The sequence below is a fragment of the Rubellimicrobium arenae genome, assembly GCF_017916275.1.
GTDB classification, from domain to species: domain Bacteria; phylum Pseudomonadota; class Alphaproteobacteria; order Rhodobacterales; family Rhodobacteraceae; genus Rubellimicrobium; species Rubellimicrobium arenae.
Genome location: NZ_JAFMST010000002.1, coordinates 382,301 through 396,227 on the forward strand (window position 1 = coordinate 382,301; position 13,927 = coordinate 396,227).

At 68.9% G+C, this 13,927-nt stretch carries 15 protein-coding genes and 1 tRNA gene; 2 read left to right on the plus strand and 14 right to left on the minus strand.

What is annotated here, in order from left to right; genetic code table 11:
• Positions 1-6: 6 nt before the first annotated feature.
• From yacG to J3P31_RS04500, 10 genes are all read right to left on the minus strand, one after another.
• Positions 7-180 carry a DNA gyrase inhibitor YacG gene (yacG, locus tag J3P31_RS04455; protein ID WP_210527190.1) on the minus strand — a complete coding sequence of 58 codons (174 nt, stop codon included), beginning with the start codon at positions 178-180 and terminating at the stop codon, positions 7-9.
• Positions 180-1,202: a ribonuclease E/G gene (locus tag J3P31_RS04460; RefSeq protein WP_210527191.1), complete on the minus strand. Its 1,023-nt coding sequence runs from the start codon at positions 1,200-1,202 to the stop codon at positions 180-182. The genes yacG and J3P31_RS04460 overlap by 1 nt, the downstream gene beginning before the upstream one ends.
• The gene (locus tag J3P31_RS04465) at positions 1,199-1,798 is read right to left on the minus strand and encodes a Maf family protein (protein WP_210527192.1); all 600 of its coding nucleotides are present in this window, start codon (positions 1,796-1,798) and stop codon (positions 1,199-1,201) included. Before J3P31_RS04465 ends, J3P31_RS04460 begins: the two co-directional genes overlap by 4 nt.
• Before the next feature lie 22 nt (positions 1,799-1,820).
• Positions 1,821-2,039 (minus strand): translation initiation factor IF-1, encoded by a 219-nt coding sequence (infA, locus tag J3P31_RS04470; RefSeq protein ID WP_007205486.1) that lies wholly within the window; start codon positions 2,037-2,039, stop codon positions 1,821-1,823.
• Between the two features lie 124 nt (positions 2,040-2,163).
• Entirely contained in the window at positions 2,164-2,664 is a 501-nt protein-coding gene (locus J3P31_RS04475; protein ID WP_368373012.1) for an arsenate-mycothiol transferase ArsC, read from the minus strand.
• 2 nt (positions 2,665-2,666) lie between these two features.
• A complete protein-coding gene (locus tag J3P31_RS04480) occupies positions 2,667-3,146 on the minus strand; it encodes a UPF0262 family protein (protein ID WP_210527194.1) in 480 nt (159 codons plus the stop codon).
• Complete coding sequence (hisD, locus tag J3P31_RS04485; RefSeq protein ID WP_210527195.1) at positions 3,143-4,444, minus strand: histidinol dehydrogenase; 1,302 nt, start codon at positions 4,442-4,444, stop codon at positions 3,143-3,145. The genes J3P31_RS04480 and hisD overlap by 4 nt, the downstream gene beginning before the upstream one ends.
• Positions 4,445-4,561: 117 nt before the next feature.
• On the minus strand, positions 4,562-5,023 hold the full coding sequence (locus J3P31_RS04490) for a DUF2948 family protein (protein WP_210527196.1): 462 nt from the start codon (positions 5,021-5,023) through the stop codon (positions 4,562-4,564).
• Entirely contained in the window at positions 5,020-6,285 is a 1,266-nt protein-coding gene (murA, locus tag J3P31_RS04495) for a UDP-N-acetylglucosamine 1-carboxyvinyltransferase (RefSeq protein WP_210527197.1), read from the minus strand. Before murA ends, J3P31_RS04490 begins: the two co-directional genes overlap by 4 nt.
• A 4-nt stretch (positions 6,286-6,289) precedes the next feature.
• Positions 6,290-6,502, minus strand: coding sequence for a hypothetical protein (locus J3P31_RS04500; RefSeq protein WP_210527288.1), 213 nt, complete (start codon positions 6,500-6,502; stop codon positions 6,290-6,292).
• Between the two features lie 46 nt (positions 6,503-6,548).
• Between J3P31_RS04500 and J3P31_RS04505 the strand changes: the two genes are divergently transcribed.
• A tRNA-Thr gene (locus J3P31_RS04505) sits at positions 6,549-6,623 on the plus strand.
• Between the two features lie 380 nt (positions 6,624-7,003).
• Here J3P31_RS04505 and J3P31_RS04510 read toward each other — a convergent pair.
• Positions 7,004-7,501: a DUF4405 domain-containing protein gene (locus tag J3P31_RS04510; RefSeq protein WP_210527198.1), complete on the minus strand. Its 498-nt coding sequence runs from the start codon at positions 7,499-7,501 to the stop codon at positions 7,004-7,006.
• A gap of 419 nt (positions 7,502-7,920) precedes the next feature.
• Between J3P31_RS04510 and J3P31_RS04515 the strand changes: the two genes are divergently transcribed.
• A complete protein-coding gene (locus tag J3P31_RS04515) occupies positions 7,921-9,093 on the plus strand; it encodes an RtcB family protein (protein ID WP_210527199.1) in 1,173 nt (390 codons plus the stop codon).
• On the opposite strand, the gene J3P31_RS04520 is transcribed toward J3P31_RS04515, so the two are convergent.
• From J3P31_RS04520 to J3P31_RS04530, 3 genes are all read right to left on the minus strand, one after another.
• Complete coding sequence (locus J3P31_RS04520; protein WP_210527200.1) at positions 9,081-10,913, minus strand: D-apionate lactonase family protein; 1,833 nt, start codon at positions 10,911-10,913, stop codon at positions 9,081-9,083. The genes J3P31_RS04515 and J3P31_RS04520 overlap by 13 nt on opposite strands.
• Before the next feature lie 57 nt (positions 10,914-10,970).
• Complete coding sequence (locus tag J3P31_RS04525; RefSeq protein WP_210527201.1) at positions 10,971-11,936, minus strand: magnesium transporter CorA family protein; 966 nt, start codon at positions 11,934-11,936, stop codon at positions 10,971-10,973.
• A gap of 78 nt (positions 11,937-12,014) precedes the next feature.
• Positions 12,015-13,907 (minus strand): acyl-CoA synthetase, encoded by a 1,893-nt coding sequence (locus tag J3P31_RS04530; protein WP_210527202.1) that lies wholly within the window; start codon positions 13,905-13,907, stop codon positions 12,015-12,017.
• Between the last annotated feature and the right edge of the window lie 20 nt (positions 13,908-13,927).

Genomic DNA, 13,927 nt, shown 5'->3' on the forward strand with positions numbered 1-13,927 from the left:
GCGGCCTTAGCCGTCGCGCTGCTCCCCTTGGGGATCCGGACGCTCCTCCTCCTCGGAGACGGTTCCGGGGATGATGTAATCCCCTCGGAGCCACCGTGCGAGGTCGATGTCCGCGCAGCGGCTCGAGCAGAAGGGGCGATATTTCTGTTCCGTCGGCTTTCCGCAGATCGGGCAGGCCATTACGCCTCTCGCAGCAGTCGGGCGAGCGGCAGGCGCTCGCGTTTCCGGGATAACTCGAACAGGCCCATCGCGGTCCAGCCGACCAGCGAGGTTTCGATCGGATCGCTGCGGAAGCTGTCGCGGATCGACTGCTCGAGCTGCTTGCGATGCCCCTTGGACATGCCGGCAAAGTCCACGACGACCTGCCCGCCCAGCCCGCGCAGGCGGAGCTGGCGCGGCAAGGCGCGGGCGGCCGCCATGTTCGCCTTGAGCGCCGCGGCGGGCGAGGTGTCGCCGCCCGTGTTCACATCCACGGCGACCAGGGCGCGCGTGGCCTCCACGGTCATGAAGCCTTCGCCCAAGTCGATCTCGGCGCGCGTCAGGGCATCGATCTGATCGAGCACGCCTTCCCGGGCAAAGCCGCCCGGCTTGGTGACGACGGTCGGGGCAGACCATTCTCGCCAGGCCAGAAGATGCGGGCCATCGCCCTCGGTCAGCATCTCGGGCGGGCCGCTGACATCGGCCATGACCCGGTCCGCCAGATCCCGCATCGCGGCGATGTCCTCGGCGATGTCCTGCTCGGAAGCGCCCTCGCAGGAGGATCGGAGGATGAGGCCGCGCGTGTCGTCCATCTCGTCTTGCGCAATGGCCAGGAGACGTTCGCGTTCCGCGTCGTCGCGGATCTGGCGGGAGATGTTGGTGCCCGGTGCCCCGGGCGTCACGATTGCATAGCGGGACTTGAAGAGGATCCGGTCGGTGACGGGAACGGCCTTGCCGCCCTCCGGCACGCCGGTCACCTGCACGAGCATGGTTTCGCCGGATTTGAGCCCGCTCGCATTGCGGAGCCATGCCGTTCCGTCGGGGATGCGGAGCATCATGCCCCCCTGCCCCTTCATCCCGCGATCCGTCACAGCGCGATAGATCGTGCCCGGCCGCGGCGCGGAGTCGTCGTCGATCAGCAGATCGTCGAGCCGTCCATCCACCAACAGAGCGGCCGCCTCGCGCCCACCCAGATGATCCAGGACGATGGTACGGCCCTTCATCTCAGTCCCCCCGTGAAGCCTGCCGCCGTCAGCAGGCCCAGGGTCTCCTTGAGCGGCAGGCCGACGACGCCGGTGAACGATCCGTTGATCCAGGGGATGAGCGCCCCGAAGGGACCCTGGATCGCATAGGATCCGGCCTTCCCGCGCCAGTCCCCGGTGGCGAGATAGGCGGCAATCTCCCCGGATGAAAGGGGTTTGACGAGGACGGCCGTCGTGACTGCCTTTTCCCAGATCAGCCCGGCGCGCCGAACGGCGACAGCGGTGATGACCCGGTGACGGCGACCGGAGAGAAGCGAGAGCATGCGCCCCGCCTCCGCCTCGTCGGCGGGCTTGCCAAGGATACGGCGGCCCAGCGCAACGGTCGTGTCCGCGCAAAGCACGATCTCATCAGCCCCGGCGTCGACCGCCGCGAGCTTTTCCCGGGCGATGCGACGCACATAGTCGAGAGGCGCTTCCGCCGTCCGGGGCGTCTCGTCGATCTCGGGGGGACGGATGGCGTGAGGCACGATCCCGACCTGGGCCAGCAGATCGAGACGGCGGGGCGATGCCGAGCCTAGAACCAGCCGCAACGCAGGGTCCGGTGCAAGCGTCGTCATCGTGGTGCCGCCCGCCAGGACGTCACTTGAAGCGGTAATTGATACGCCCCTTGGTCAGGTCGTAGGGGGTCATCTCGACCTGAACCTTGTCGCCAGCGAGCACCCGGATGCGGTTCTTGCGCATCTTGCCTGCCGTGTGTGCGATGATCTCGTGGCCGTTCTCCAGCTCGACCCGGAACGTCGCATTCGGCAGGAGCTCCTTCACGACACCAGGAAATTCGAGCAGTTCTTCCTTGGCCATGTGATCTCCAAATGGAATCGGGCCGCGAAACAGAGCGGCCCGGGGCCTAGATGGCCCCGCGCGGTCGGTTTTACAAGCACCAATCGTCAACGGAATGACGCACAAGCCGAGGCGCGGGTTCCACCTAGCGCGGAGGCAGCCACGAACCGCGTGGAGGCCCGAACCGGTCAAGGAGCCGCCCAAGGATCATGTCCCGCGTCTTACGGTAGGACTCGAGCCGCGCCTCGCGCCCCTCGCCCAGTCCCGTGGGGTCGAGGATCGGCCAATACTCGACGTTGATGGCGCTGTGCCGCGTGAGATCAAGGGCGCGGTGCTGGCTGGCCGGCGTCAGGGCGACGACGAGATCGAAGGAGGACAGATCGTCCCCCCATGTCCTCATGTCGTCGAAGCTGCGCGTCCGGTGGCGCGACAGCTCGATCCCGATCTCCTGGCAGACGGCGATGGCGAAGCCGTCGATCTCCAGGTCGCCCTTGACCCCGGCCGATTGCACATAGCAGGCGGTGCCGTACAGCTTCTTCATCATCCCTTCGGCCATCGGAGACCGGACGGCGTTGTGGTCGCAGCAGAACAGGACGGACTGGGGGAGCGTGTCCGACGCCGTGGGTGCAAGCTTGTCCCCTTCCACCCTCAGCCCCCGAACTGCAGCACGCATATCAACGTGAACAACCGCCGCGCGGTGTCCTGGTCGATGTCGGCCTTGCCGGCCAGACGCTCCTGCAGGACGCGGGCCCCTTCATTGTGGATGCCGCGCCGCGCCATGTCGATGGTTTCGATCTGCGATGGCGGAAGGGTCCGCACCGCGTCGTAGTAGCTTTCGCAGATCTGGAAGTAGTCCTTGACGACCTGACGGAACGGACCGAGCGAAAGGTGGAACTCGCCCGCCGGATCGCCCGCTTCCGTCGAGACCGCGAAGACCAGCCGACGTTCCCGGACCGAGAGCGAGAGCCGCCAAGGCCCTGCCACGGGCCGCCCCTCGCGGGAAGGAAGGGCAAAGCGGTTCTCCTCAAGGAGGTCCACGACAGCGATCCGACGCTCCTGCTCCATCTCGGGGGTCGGAGCGGGCAGGCCCGTGTCGTCGATCTCGATGGCGATCAGGCGGTCGGTCATCCGTTCAGCCGGTCCAGGCGCGCACGCACGGACAGGCCATGCGCTTCAAGCCGCTCCGCCTTGGCGAGCCTCTCGGCCGAAGGGCCAAGGGCGGCCAGGGCCGCAGGCGTCATCTGCGACATGGTTGTGCGCTTGAGGAAGTCCATGACCGACAGCCCCGACGAGAACCGAGCCGTCCGCGCCGTCGGCAGGACATGGTTCGGCCCGCCAATGTAATCGCCAATGGCTTCGGGGGTCCAGGGCCCAAGGAACATGGCACCGGCATGGCTGATCCTTGCGGCGAGCGCGGCGGGATCGGCGACCAGCAGCTCCAGATGCTCGGCCGCGATGCGATCGGCCAGGCCGACCGCCTCGTCCAGCGAGCGGACGGTGATGACCGCGCCGAAGTCGCGCCAGCTTGCCCCGGCAATGGCCGTGCGGGGCAACGTCTCGAGCCGGGCTTCCACGGCCCGCGCGACGGACTGCCCGAAGGCCTCATCGTCGGTGATCAGGAGAGCCTGGGCCGATTCGTCGTGTTCAGCCTGGCTCAGCAGGTCGAGGGCGATCCAGTCGGGGTCGTTGTCCCGGTCGGCGATGACGAGGATCTCGGACGGTCCGGCGATCATGTCGATGCCGACCCTTCCGAAGACACGGCGCTTGGCAGCCGCGACGAAGGCATTGCCCGGGCCCGTGATCTTGTCGACGGGGCGGATCGTGTCCGTCCCATAGGCCAGAGCGGCGATCGCCTGTGCGCCCCCGACACGGAACACCTCGTCCACGCCGGCGATCCGGCAGGCCAGCAGCACGAGCGGGTTCGCCACGCCATCAGGGGTCGGCACCACGACCGCCAGCCGCCGCACGCCTGCAACCTTGGCCGGGATCGCGTTCATGAGCACGGACGACGGATACGACGCGAGTCCCCCCGGGACATAGAGTCCCGCTGCGGCGACCGGCGTCCAGCGCCAGCCCAGGGTGGCGCCCAGATCGTCCGTCCAGCTCTGGTCCTGGGGCATCTGCCGCTGGTGATAGGCCCGGATGCGCTCGGCGGCGAGCGTCAGAGCGGCCCGTTCGGCCTCGGGCACCTCGGCGCACAAGGCGTCGATCTCGGCCTCGGAGATGCGCAGGCGCTCGGGCGTCAGGGTCATGCGGTCGAATCGCCTGGTCAGATCGACAAGGGCGGCGTCCCCGCGCTCCCGCACCTCCTGGATGATCGCGGCGACCGTCGCATCCACGTCGGGGCTGTCCTCCCGCTTCTGGGACAGGAGGCGCTGAAACAGGTCCTCGAAGTTCGGATCTCGCGTGGACAGGAATTGCGGCATGGCGGGCCTCCTCGGGTCGCCCCTGCCTTAGCGGGCCACGGGACCACCTTCAATCGACTGGGCCGCCTCGCTGCCGGCGCAGGCCGCCGTGCAGGGTCCGCCCCGAACAGGGATCTCCTATTCGGGATGGGAGGGTGCGCGGCGCGACGGCGCGAGGTAGGGCTTGGTCACGTCCTGAAGCAGAACCTCAAGCGCCTCGACCTCGATCGAGATGATGCCATCCCCCGCCAGGGTCAGGAGCAGCCGCCCGGCCCCATCCTCGCCCGGCTCCCAGGTCAGCGAAAGGAGCGACAGCACGAGATCCTTGTCCCGAGGGTCGATCCCCTGGCTCCGCACCGCCGTCACACCCTCGATCACGAGCATGGAGCGCACCCGTTCCGGCGTTCGGGTCTGACCCTCCCAGCGGAAACGGTTGACCAGCGCGGCCAGGCGGCGGTGCTTTCTCATGTAGCCGATCTCGGCGGCCTGCAGCACGGCATCCTGCACGAGGGCCGAGACGATCGTCAGATCCTCCGGATCCAGCGCTCGAAGTCGGAGCGGCTTTTCGTCGGCATCGGAAAAGCGCGCGTCCTCGGTCATGCAGCCACCCTTTCGATCCTGGCTCCCACGGCCGAGAGCTTCTGTTCCACCTGCTCATAGCCGCGGTCGAGATGGTAGACACGGCTCACCACCGTCTCGCCCTCGGCTCCGAGCCCCGCAAGGATCAGCGACACTGACGCGCGGAGGTCGGTGGCCATAACGGGTGCGCCGCGCAGTCGTTCCACGCCCGTCACGCGGGCCGTGCCGCCCGATAGGTCGATTCGCGCGCCCATCCGCATCAGTTCGGGGGCATGCATGAACCGATTCTCGAAGATCCGCTCCTCCAGCACCGAGGTCCCCTCGGCGGTGCAGAGCATGGCCATCATCTGGGCCTGGAGGTCGGTGGGGAAGCCCGGGAACGGCTCGGTCACGACGTTCACGGCCCGCGGCCGGCCGGCCGCGCGGCGAACCTTGAGGCCGCGCTCGGTTTCCTCGATCTCCAGGCCCGCCGCCTCGAGCTTCTCCACGAAGGCGCCGACCAGGTCGAGCCGTCCGCCCAGGCATTCGATCTCGCCGCCCGTGAAGGCCGGGGCGAGCATGTAGGTGCCCAGTTCGATCCGGTCGGTCACCACAGCATGGGTGGCCCCGTGCAGGCGATCCACGCCCTGCACCGTGATGGTCGCGGTGCCCTCGCCTTCGATCTGCGCCCCCATCTTGCGAAGGCACTGGGCCAGGTCCACGATCTCCGGCTCCCGGGCGGCGTTCTCGATGATGGTCGTGCCCTTGGCCAGGGTCGCGGCCATCAGCACGTTCTCGGTGGCGCCGACGCTGGCGAATCGCAGAGGCACGCGCGCACCCCGGAGACCGGCTGGCGCACTGGCGTGAAGATAGCCGTCCCGCAGGTCGATGACGGCGCCCAGCCGTTCCAGCGCGTCGATGTGGATGTCCATCGGCCGCGCGCCGATGGCGCAGCCCCCCGGCAACGACACCACCGCCTGTCCTTCCCGTGCGAGCAGAGGCCCGAGCACCAGGTTCGATGCCCTCATCTTCCGCACGATCTCATAGTCGGCGCGGCTGGAGGTCAGTCCATGGGACGAGGCCGCGAGGACCTTGCCCCCGGCCAGGGCAGAGACCTCGGCGCCCAACGACTGAAGGAGCGTCGTCATCGTCCGGATATCCGACAGCCGCGGCGCGTTGGTCAGAGTCAGTGGCTCTTCGCTCAGCAGCGTCGCCGGCATGAGGGCAAGGCAGGCGTTCTTGGCCCCGGCAATCGGGATCTGGCCATTCAGTTCGGCCCCGCCGCGGACGATGATGGAGTCCATTCAGTCAGTCTTCCTTGGATGAGGCGTGCGGCGCATCGCCCTGTGAGTCCTCCGACGGCTCGGTTTCAACAGCCTGGGCGCGGGCCTTGCGCCGGGCGATGTTGGCCTTCAGCGCGGCCTTGAGCCGCGCGTCCCGGTCGCCCTTTGCAGGCTTGTCCTGTCGCCTCTCCGTCATGGCGGGGTCATAGAGCGGGCGTCCTGTCGCGTCCAGCCGCACGAACCCCCTTGCGCTCGGCGGCAGGGTCGCTAGAAGGCGCCCCAGTGCTGCGGTAGCTCAGTGGTAGAGCACACCCTTGGTAAGGGTGAGGTCGAGAGTTCAATCCTCTCTCGCAGCACCAGCTAACTCCATAGATTTGTCGTGTCACTCTCTGCGAGGGGCAACTCGAAGGCGCTGGCATTCGGACTAGGCGGCGCCTGGGGTCCGATGGACCGAACGGCATCCGGGACCTTCAAGGGTTTCCGCGACAAGCTTCGTCCGGGGCGAACAGCGAGTGATCCAGTGATCGGGCCCGGCGAACGGGCGGGTCACAGCCGTCTCACAGCGCTCGTGCCGGAGGGGCCGGGTCATCGACCGGATCGCTTGCCCGCCGCCTTGGCCCCCGGACATGCCGATCGCGTGGAAAGGGCGTCCAGACCCGCTCTGGTGAGATCTGGTCGGACCATGGAGGGGATGGCGCCGGGTCACCCTCCACCGTTCCCTGAGACGATCCGAACTTCCTCAGGACCGAGGCAGGATGGCCTGGACGAGTTCGAACTGGTCGCGCCCGGACGCCTGGGCGATGTCGGTCAGCGTTTCGTCCGGTCCCTGAACCGTGAACCCTGCGGCCGTCAGTTGCTCCACCAGGGTCTCGGACGTGGATCCGAGCAGCGGCGCGACTTCGGAGGGCGAGTGGTCCAGGACGGCGCTGGCGAGGGCGAACTGTGGCGGACCGCCGGCGCCGGCCTCGCCGGATTGCATCGCGAAGGCCAGCGCAGCAAGGGCCGAGGCAACAAGTCCCACGGTCATCGGCGTGCGCCCGAAGTAGTTCGCGAGAGGTCGCCAGTTCTTCCAGACGTGAAGCGCGAACGGCAGGATCAGGACCATGCTGAGGATCTCGTGCATCTCGTGGAAGATGCTCTGGCCCAGGCCGAGGAACAGTCCCACCCCTGAGATGAGCGAAACGAGGAAAAGCCCCGTGATGAGGGGGGTTGCGTAACGTTGAAGCAGTCTCGGCATGATCGTGTCTCTGTTGTCAGTTGGGGAGCCGGAGGAGCGACGGACGCCCGACCCGGCAGGTTCTCGGGCAGCATCGCACGGGGTCGGCGCTGCCGTGGACATGGAAACCTTCAGGGCCAGTAGGCTGGCCTTTCGATCCGAAGGACGCGCGCGCGGGAATCGCCACTGCCGCCCACGGCCTGCACCTGCCGATCCCCGACATGTTTCCTCCGCCGACCGCATGTCCGCCGCATTCCCTGGCCTCCTGTCCGGATCCCTGCACCTTGAACGTTCCTGCGTGGAAGTTCCGTCGCGACGAGATGAACCCTGGCGTCGAAGCGCAGCCTTGGCCCACCCTGTTGGCATGTCAGCCAGGCACCCCGCTTGACGGTCCCGGGAACCACTCCACCGTCAGCGCCCCGAACGCAGGAGGCAGGGCGATGCCGGTTCCCCTCACGATCTTTGGCCGGCACGACACAGGCACCCTCGCGCAGATGGAGACCTGCCTCGAGACCGGGTCCGCAGCTGCGGGCGTGCTCTGCGCGGACGGGCATCTGGGCTACAACCACCCGATCGGGGGCGTGGTGGGCTACGAGGACCACCTGTCCATCAGTGGCGTGGGCTACGACATCGCCTGCGGAAACAAGGCGGTGCGGCTCGACGCCCGGTACGAGGACGTGGCCCCCAGGACCGCTGTCATCCTGAACGACATTGCCCGCAACGTGAGCTTCGGACTTGGCCGGGCGAACGCCGAGAAGGTGGACGATCCTCTCTTCGACAGCGATCTCTGGACGACGGCCGGCATCAGGGACCTCAAGGCGCTTGCGCGCGAGCAACTCGGCACCGTCGGCGGCGGCAACCACTACGTCGACCTCTTCCGCGACGAGGAGGGCTTCGTCTGGATCGGGGTGCACTTCGGCTCGCGCGGGCTCGGCCACCGGATCACGACCAAGTACCTGGCCTTGGCCAAGGCGAACGGGAACATGCTCGCGCCCCCTGCCCTGCTGCGGGCGGACAGCGACGCCGGACAGGGCTATCTTGCCGGTGTCGAGCTGGGCGGACTCTACGCCTATGCGGGCCGGGACTGGGTGGTGGAGAAGGTGCGCCGGATCATCGGCGGCACCATCACGGACGAGGTCCACAACCACCACAACTTCGTCTGGCGCGAACGGCACGGCCATCGCGACCTCTGGGTCGTACGGAAGGGCGCGACGCCCGCCTTTCCGGGCCAGCGCGGGTTCGTCGGCGGCTCCATGGGCGATGACGCCGTGATCCTGCGCGGCCTCGATTCGCCCGAGAGCGCCAAGGCGCTGCATTCCACCGTCCATGGCGCCGGCCGCGTCATGTCGAGGTCCGAGGCCAAGGGCAAGGTCGACCGCCGCACGGGGCGCGTTCTTCGCCAGCCTGCCGTGAATGCCGCGGAGATGCGGGCCTGGCTTCAGCGGCGTGGCGTGATGCTCGTGGGCGGCGACCTCGACGAGGCGCCCCAAGCCTATCGCAGGCTCCCCGAGGTGCTGGACGCCCATGCCGGCACCATCGCCGTCGAGCGCGTCCTCCAGCCGTTCGGCGTGGTCATGGCGGGGCCGGGGGACGTGGACCCCTACAAGGACTGAGCCGCGTCTCCTGCGAAGAGCACCTCGCATGGGCCGAGCATGAGGCTCTCGGGCAGCGGACCGGCGGCTCCGGCCAGCCAGCCCGGGTCCCGGGCGGCTTCGGCGGTCGCAGGAGACAGGATCGTGCCCACCGGGAACGGCGCAGGAGCGGTGACCGGCGACAGGCCCGCATTGGCCAGGATCGCGCCGCTTTCCCACGCGACGCCTCTCAGGCCCGCCACCGGATCGACGCGCACGACCCGCTCGGCCACGCCGTTCAGGGCCGCGAGAGCATGGAAGATCGGGCGTGCTTCGCCTTGTGAACCCAGAATGCCGAAGGGCCCCACCGGAGCGGCCAGTGCCACGGCCTCGGCGCCGGCCTGCGCGGCCGCCGCACAGGCCGCGACGGCATAGGCCGCGGCGAGGAGGCCCTTCTGGCGGGGGTCCTGGGACGTCATTGTGCGGCGCGTGCCATTGGGATTGGGCGACAGCCCCGCCCCATACGGGTTCGACCGCATCCCGATCGACACCAGCCCGAGCCGGAGCCCCCGCGCGCCGGCGATTCGCCTGGCATCCGCAAAGACCTGCGGCAGGGCCTCCAGCGTTTCCAGCACCGACGCGTCATCCGCGGCGTGCACGATGGCCGAAGTGCCATGCGTCACGTAGTGACCGACCGAATCGACGCCGGGACGACGGTTCAGCTCGGTAAAGTTGGTGAGCATCCCCAGCCCGACGCGCGCCTCGGGAAAGGCGTGCGATACGGCTTCGGCGCAGGCTTCGGGGCTCGGGCCGCCGGGCCATTCGGCATCCGGCTGGTAGCTCTTGAGGAAGGCTTCGGGCAGCGCGATCACATGGCGCGGGAACAGTCCCGCCCGCGCCAGCCGCAGCGCCAGGGCGTCCATCGCCGCACCGGGCTCGGTCCCCTCGGGCAGGACGACCTCGAGGTCGAGCAGCCCGCCCCGCGCCAAGGTCCGGGCCGCCTCCTCGAGCGTGGCGTCCTCCTCCTGCCCCGCCCGGAGACGCAACAGCAGCCCGCGGGCCGGAAATGGCAGGTCCGGCGCCATCCAGCCCGCCTCGGCGGCCAGCAGGACATCGGGCATCCGGACCTGCATCTCCGAGACCGGCACGGCCGAGGCGTCCTGCGGTGCGGCGTCGCCGAGCCGGATCGTGATGCGCTGGGTCACGGTCTCTCCTTCAGCGATGCGGTAGGGCTTGGGCCGCGACAGCGGGCGGCAATAGGTCTTGTAGGAGGCATCGGTCCAGTTCCGCTGGTCCTCCATCTCGAAGACCTCGCCCTCGAACTCGATCGCGACATCCACCGGCCCGACCCGGTGCGCCAGGGCCATGATGTCGAAGACCGGTTGCGCGGGCGAGATGGGTTCCGGGAAGGCCGTGTCCTCGGGCCGCCCATCCGAATGGGTGACCCGCAATGGCCGCCCCGCGACCCCCTCGACGGGGTGGAGCAGGCAGAAGCCGGCCCGGTTGACCATCATGTCCCGGACCCCCGTTAGCGTGAGGCTCGCGCGGACGAGGCCCGCGGCCTCGGCCTCGATCTCGAGGAGGCCGGCCAGCGCCCCGCCCGCGGCCGTGAACCGACGGGTCAGCCGCAGGCGGTCAGGCCCTTCCTCGATCTCCTCGGACGCATTCTCCTCGGACCACGTGCCCCAGGATTCATCGCGGAGGGGGGCGGACAGGCCCCGGACGACCTCGGTCCCGCGCCAGGACAGACGGCGCAGGGTCCCGCCTTCGAGCCGGAACTGCATGGGCCCCAGGGCCACGTCACGCCGGGGGGCGCCGGGCTCGGATGTCCCGAAGCGGATGATGTCGTCGTCCAATGCCACGCCAGCCCTCCTCTGTCCGCCAGTGATAGGTTGGCCCAGGGCGCGGCAGCAAGGGGCCTACAGCCAGCCCCTCCATTTGAAGTACGCCCAGGTCCCCACCGCCGACAACACCATCAGGGCCAGCGCCACCGGATAGCCCCAAGGCCAGTCCAGCTCGGGCATGTTGTGGAAGTTCATGCCGTAGACGGTCCCGATCAAGGTGGGCGGCAGGAACAGCACCGCCACCACCGAAACGATCCGCACCGTCTGGTTCTGCGACAGGTTCACCATACCAAGCGTCGTATCGGTGGCGAGCCCGACCCGCCCGGACAGGAAGTCGGCATGCACCTCCAGCGCCTGCATGTCGCGCATCATCGACTTCACATAGGGCTTCAGGTTCCCGCTCTGGTCCCGGTCGTCCGTCCACAGGCTGAACACCGACAGCATCCGCTCCACGGTCAGGAGGCCGAGCCGTACGCGGGCCACCACCTCCCCCTGGCGACCGGTGGACCGCAGCGCGTCCTCGAGCTCGTCCGAGGTCAGGGCCTCGTTGGTGCCGGCGTAGACCCGCGCCGCGATGGCATCGAGCACATGGCCCGTGGCCTCGAGAAGGTCGGCAAAGCGCGAGACGATCTCCTCGACGAGGCCGAGGAACAGCCGGATATGCGACCCGCAGCCGGTCGAGGACCGGTCGGCGCGCGCTGCGAAGGTCTCGAAGGGGCGCGGCGCATGGTGGCGGACCGTGACCAACCGACCGGGCATCAGGATGAAGGTGACCGGACCCGAGGACTGGGTGCCGTCCGGCGTCTGCCCCGGCAGGATGACCGTCATGAAGTCGTTGCCGTCCTCCCGGTAGAAGCGGTTGGAGATCTCGATCTCCTCCATGTCGGCCAGGGTCGGCACGTCGATGCCAAGCTCGGCCTGCACCTTGGCCGCCTGCTCGGGCTGCGGCCGGTACAGGTCGACCCAGATCGCCTCGCGCAGGTCGGCGCCCGGCCCTAGCCTTTCCAGGCGGCGGTCCACGAGTCGGTAGGCGAAGAGCATGGAGCCGGCTCCCAGGATTGGCGCGCCGGACCATACGGCGGGGCACCGCCGGGTTCCACCCCGCCGGCGGGGTGGCCCCTACTCGACCCAGGCCCAGGGGCGGGTGTAGGCTCCCAGGGCCCGGGCCACGTCCTCGGTCCCGGCCGAGCCGGTGCGGCGGATCTGCGCGACAAGGCCCAGCTTGCGGTCCTCGACCACCTCGATCACCTCGGCGGCCACGTCGGCGCTGGCCAGCGCCTGGTTGTAGACCCGCCGGATCGCCAGCTTGCGGAGGTCGGGCTTGAAGATCTTGCCCACGGCGGTCTTGGGCAGCTCGGGCAGGACCTCCAGATGCTTGGGCCGCGCCGCGCGTTCGTGGACATGGGCGCTGGCGTGCTCCAGAAGCTCGTCGGAGCTCGCGCTCGCCCCCTTCACGAGCTCCACGTAAACGCAGGGCACCTCGCCCGCATGGGCGTCAGGCTGGCCGATGGCTCCGGCGAAGGCGACCGCCGGATGGCTGCAGAGCGCCGCCTCGATCTCGGCGGGGTCGATGTTGTGACCGCCCCGGATGATGATGTCCTTGGCGCGTCCGGTGATCCAGAGATAGCCGTCCGGATCGCGGCGCCCCAGGTCCCCCGTCCTGAGCCAGCGGGGGCTCCCATCCTCGCCCGGATAGAAGATCGCGGCGTTCCGTCCTTCCTCGGTGTAGGTCTGCCCGCCCCACACGCCCGGGTTCGACACGCAGATCTCCCCCACCTCGTCGGTGGGACAGTCCATGTGGGTCACCGGATCGATGATGCGGACGCTGGTGTAGGGAAATGGAATGCCGATGGAGCCGATCTTCTTCTCGCCCTGGGGCGGGTTGATCGAGACCAGGCAGGTGGCCTCGGTCAGGCCGTAGCCTTCGCAGATGGTGACCCCGGCGGCGTCCTCGAACCGTCGGTAGAGTTCGACCGGCAGGGGCGAGGATCCGCAGAAGGCCAGCTGGAGCGAGGAGATGTCGGCGTTCACCGGACGTTGCATCAGCGCCGAGATCGCGGTCGGCACCGTGATGAGGAAGGTGATGCGATACCGTTCGATCAGCTTCCAGAAGTTGTCGAAGACCCCTTCGCCCCGGTAGCCCGCCGGGGTGGGGAACACGATATGCGCCCCCGAGGCGAGCGAAGCCCCCATCGCCACGACGGCGGCAAAGACGTGGAACATGGGCAGCGGGCAGATCATCGTGTCCCGCTCGGTGAACAGGAGACGGTTCGCGACCCAGCCGTTGTAGATCAGCCCGCGGTATCGGTGCTGGGCGAGCTTGGGCAGCCCCGTCGTGCCGCCCGTATGGAAGTAGGCCGCGACCCGGTCGCCCGCGCTGTCCTGGAACCGGAGCGCACGGGGCTGGCGCTTGGTCTCGCGGTGGAAGTCCAGGACCCGGGCCTTGTGCCGCACCGGGTTCCGGGGCCGGACAAGCGGCACGATCAGCCGCTTTGCGCCCGTCAGGTAGCGCAGGAGATCGACCTCGATCACCGTCCGCACGTTCGGGGCGAGCGCCACCGCCTCGGCCGCCTTCTGCGCGACATCCGTCTTGGGAAAGGCCCGGAGCGTGACCAGGACCTTGGCCCCCGTCTCGCGCAGGATGCCGGCGATCTGCTCGGCGTCGAGCAGGGGGTTGATCGGGTTCACGATCCCGGCCACCTGCCCGGCCAGGTAGGTCAGCACGGTCTCGGTGCAGTTGGGCAGGAGATAGGCCACCGCATCCCCCTCCCCGACCCCGAGCTCGCGGAACAGGTTCGCGGTCTGCGCGACCTTCTCGCGAAGCTCCTGCCAGGTCAGCGTCTCGGCGGAGGCACGCGGATCGGACAGGAGCTGGAAGGTGACGGCAGGGCGCGACCCGACCCGGTCCGCCGTCCGGCCCAGCACGCCCCAGGTCGTCCGTGGAAGGTCGCGCGCGTCCCACGGGCCTTCCGCCTCGATGGCGGCACCGTCGGCGATCGAGGCATAGCCCATCCGCCCTCCTCCTCCCTGAT

What these genes read in the sequence shown, in the direction of transcription:
- J3P31_RS04510 (WP_210527198.1), bottom strand. Translation starts at nt 7,501, where the DNA reads ATGCCGAGACTGCTTCAACGTTACGCAACCCCCCTCATCACGGGGCTT.
- J3P31_RS04480 (WP_210527194.1), bottom strand. Translation starts at nt 3,146, where the DNA reads ATGACCGACCGCCTGATCGCCATCGAGATCGACGACACGGGCCTGCCC.
- infA (WP_007205486.1), bottom strand. Translation starts at nt 2,039, where the DNA reads ATGGCCAAGGAAGAACTGCTCGAATTTCCTGGTGTCGTGAAGGAGCTC.
- J3P31_RS04490 (WP_210527196.1), bottom strand. Translation starts at nt 5,023, where the DNA reads ATGACCGAGGACGCGCGCTTTTCCGATGCCGACGAAAAGCCGCTCCGA.
- hisD (WP_210527195.1), bottom strand. Translation starts at nt 4,444, where the DNA reads ATGCCGCAATTCCTGTCCACGCGAGATCCGAACTTCGAGGACCTGTTT.
- J3P31_RS04465 (WP_210527192.1), bottom strand. Translation starts at nt 1,798, where the DNA reads ATGACGACGCTTGCACCGGACCCTGCGTTGCGGCTGGTTCTAGGCTCG.
- J3P31_RS04525 (WP_210527201.1), bottom strand. Translation starts at nt 11,936, where the DNA reads ATGCTCTTCGCCTACCGACTCGTGGACCGCCGCCTGGAAAGGCTAGGG.
- J3P31_RS04530 (WP_210527202.1), bottom strand. Translation starts at nt 13,907, where the DNA reads ATGGGCTATGCCTCGATCGCCGACGGTGCCGCCATCGAGGCGGAAGGC.
- J3P31_RS04515 (WP_210527199.1), top strand. Translation starts at nt 7,921, where the DNA reads ATGCCGGTTCCCCTCACGATCTTTGGCCGGCACGACACAGGCACCCTC.
- yacG (WP_210527190.1), bottom strand. Translation starts at nt 180, where the DNA reads ATGGCCTGCCCGATCTGCGGAAAGCCGACGGAACAGAAATATCGCCCC.
- murA (WP_210527197.1), bottom strand. Translation starts at nt 6,285, where the DNA reads ATGGACTCCATCATCGTCCGCGGCGGGGCCGAACTGAATGGCCAGATC.
- J3P31_RS04460 (WP_210527191.1), bottom strand. Translation starts at nt 1,202, where the DNA reads ATGAAGGGCCGTACCATCGTCCTGGATCATCTGGGTGGGCGCGAGGCG.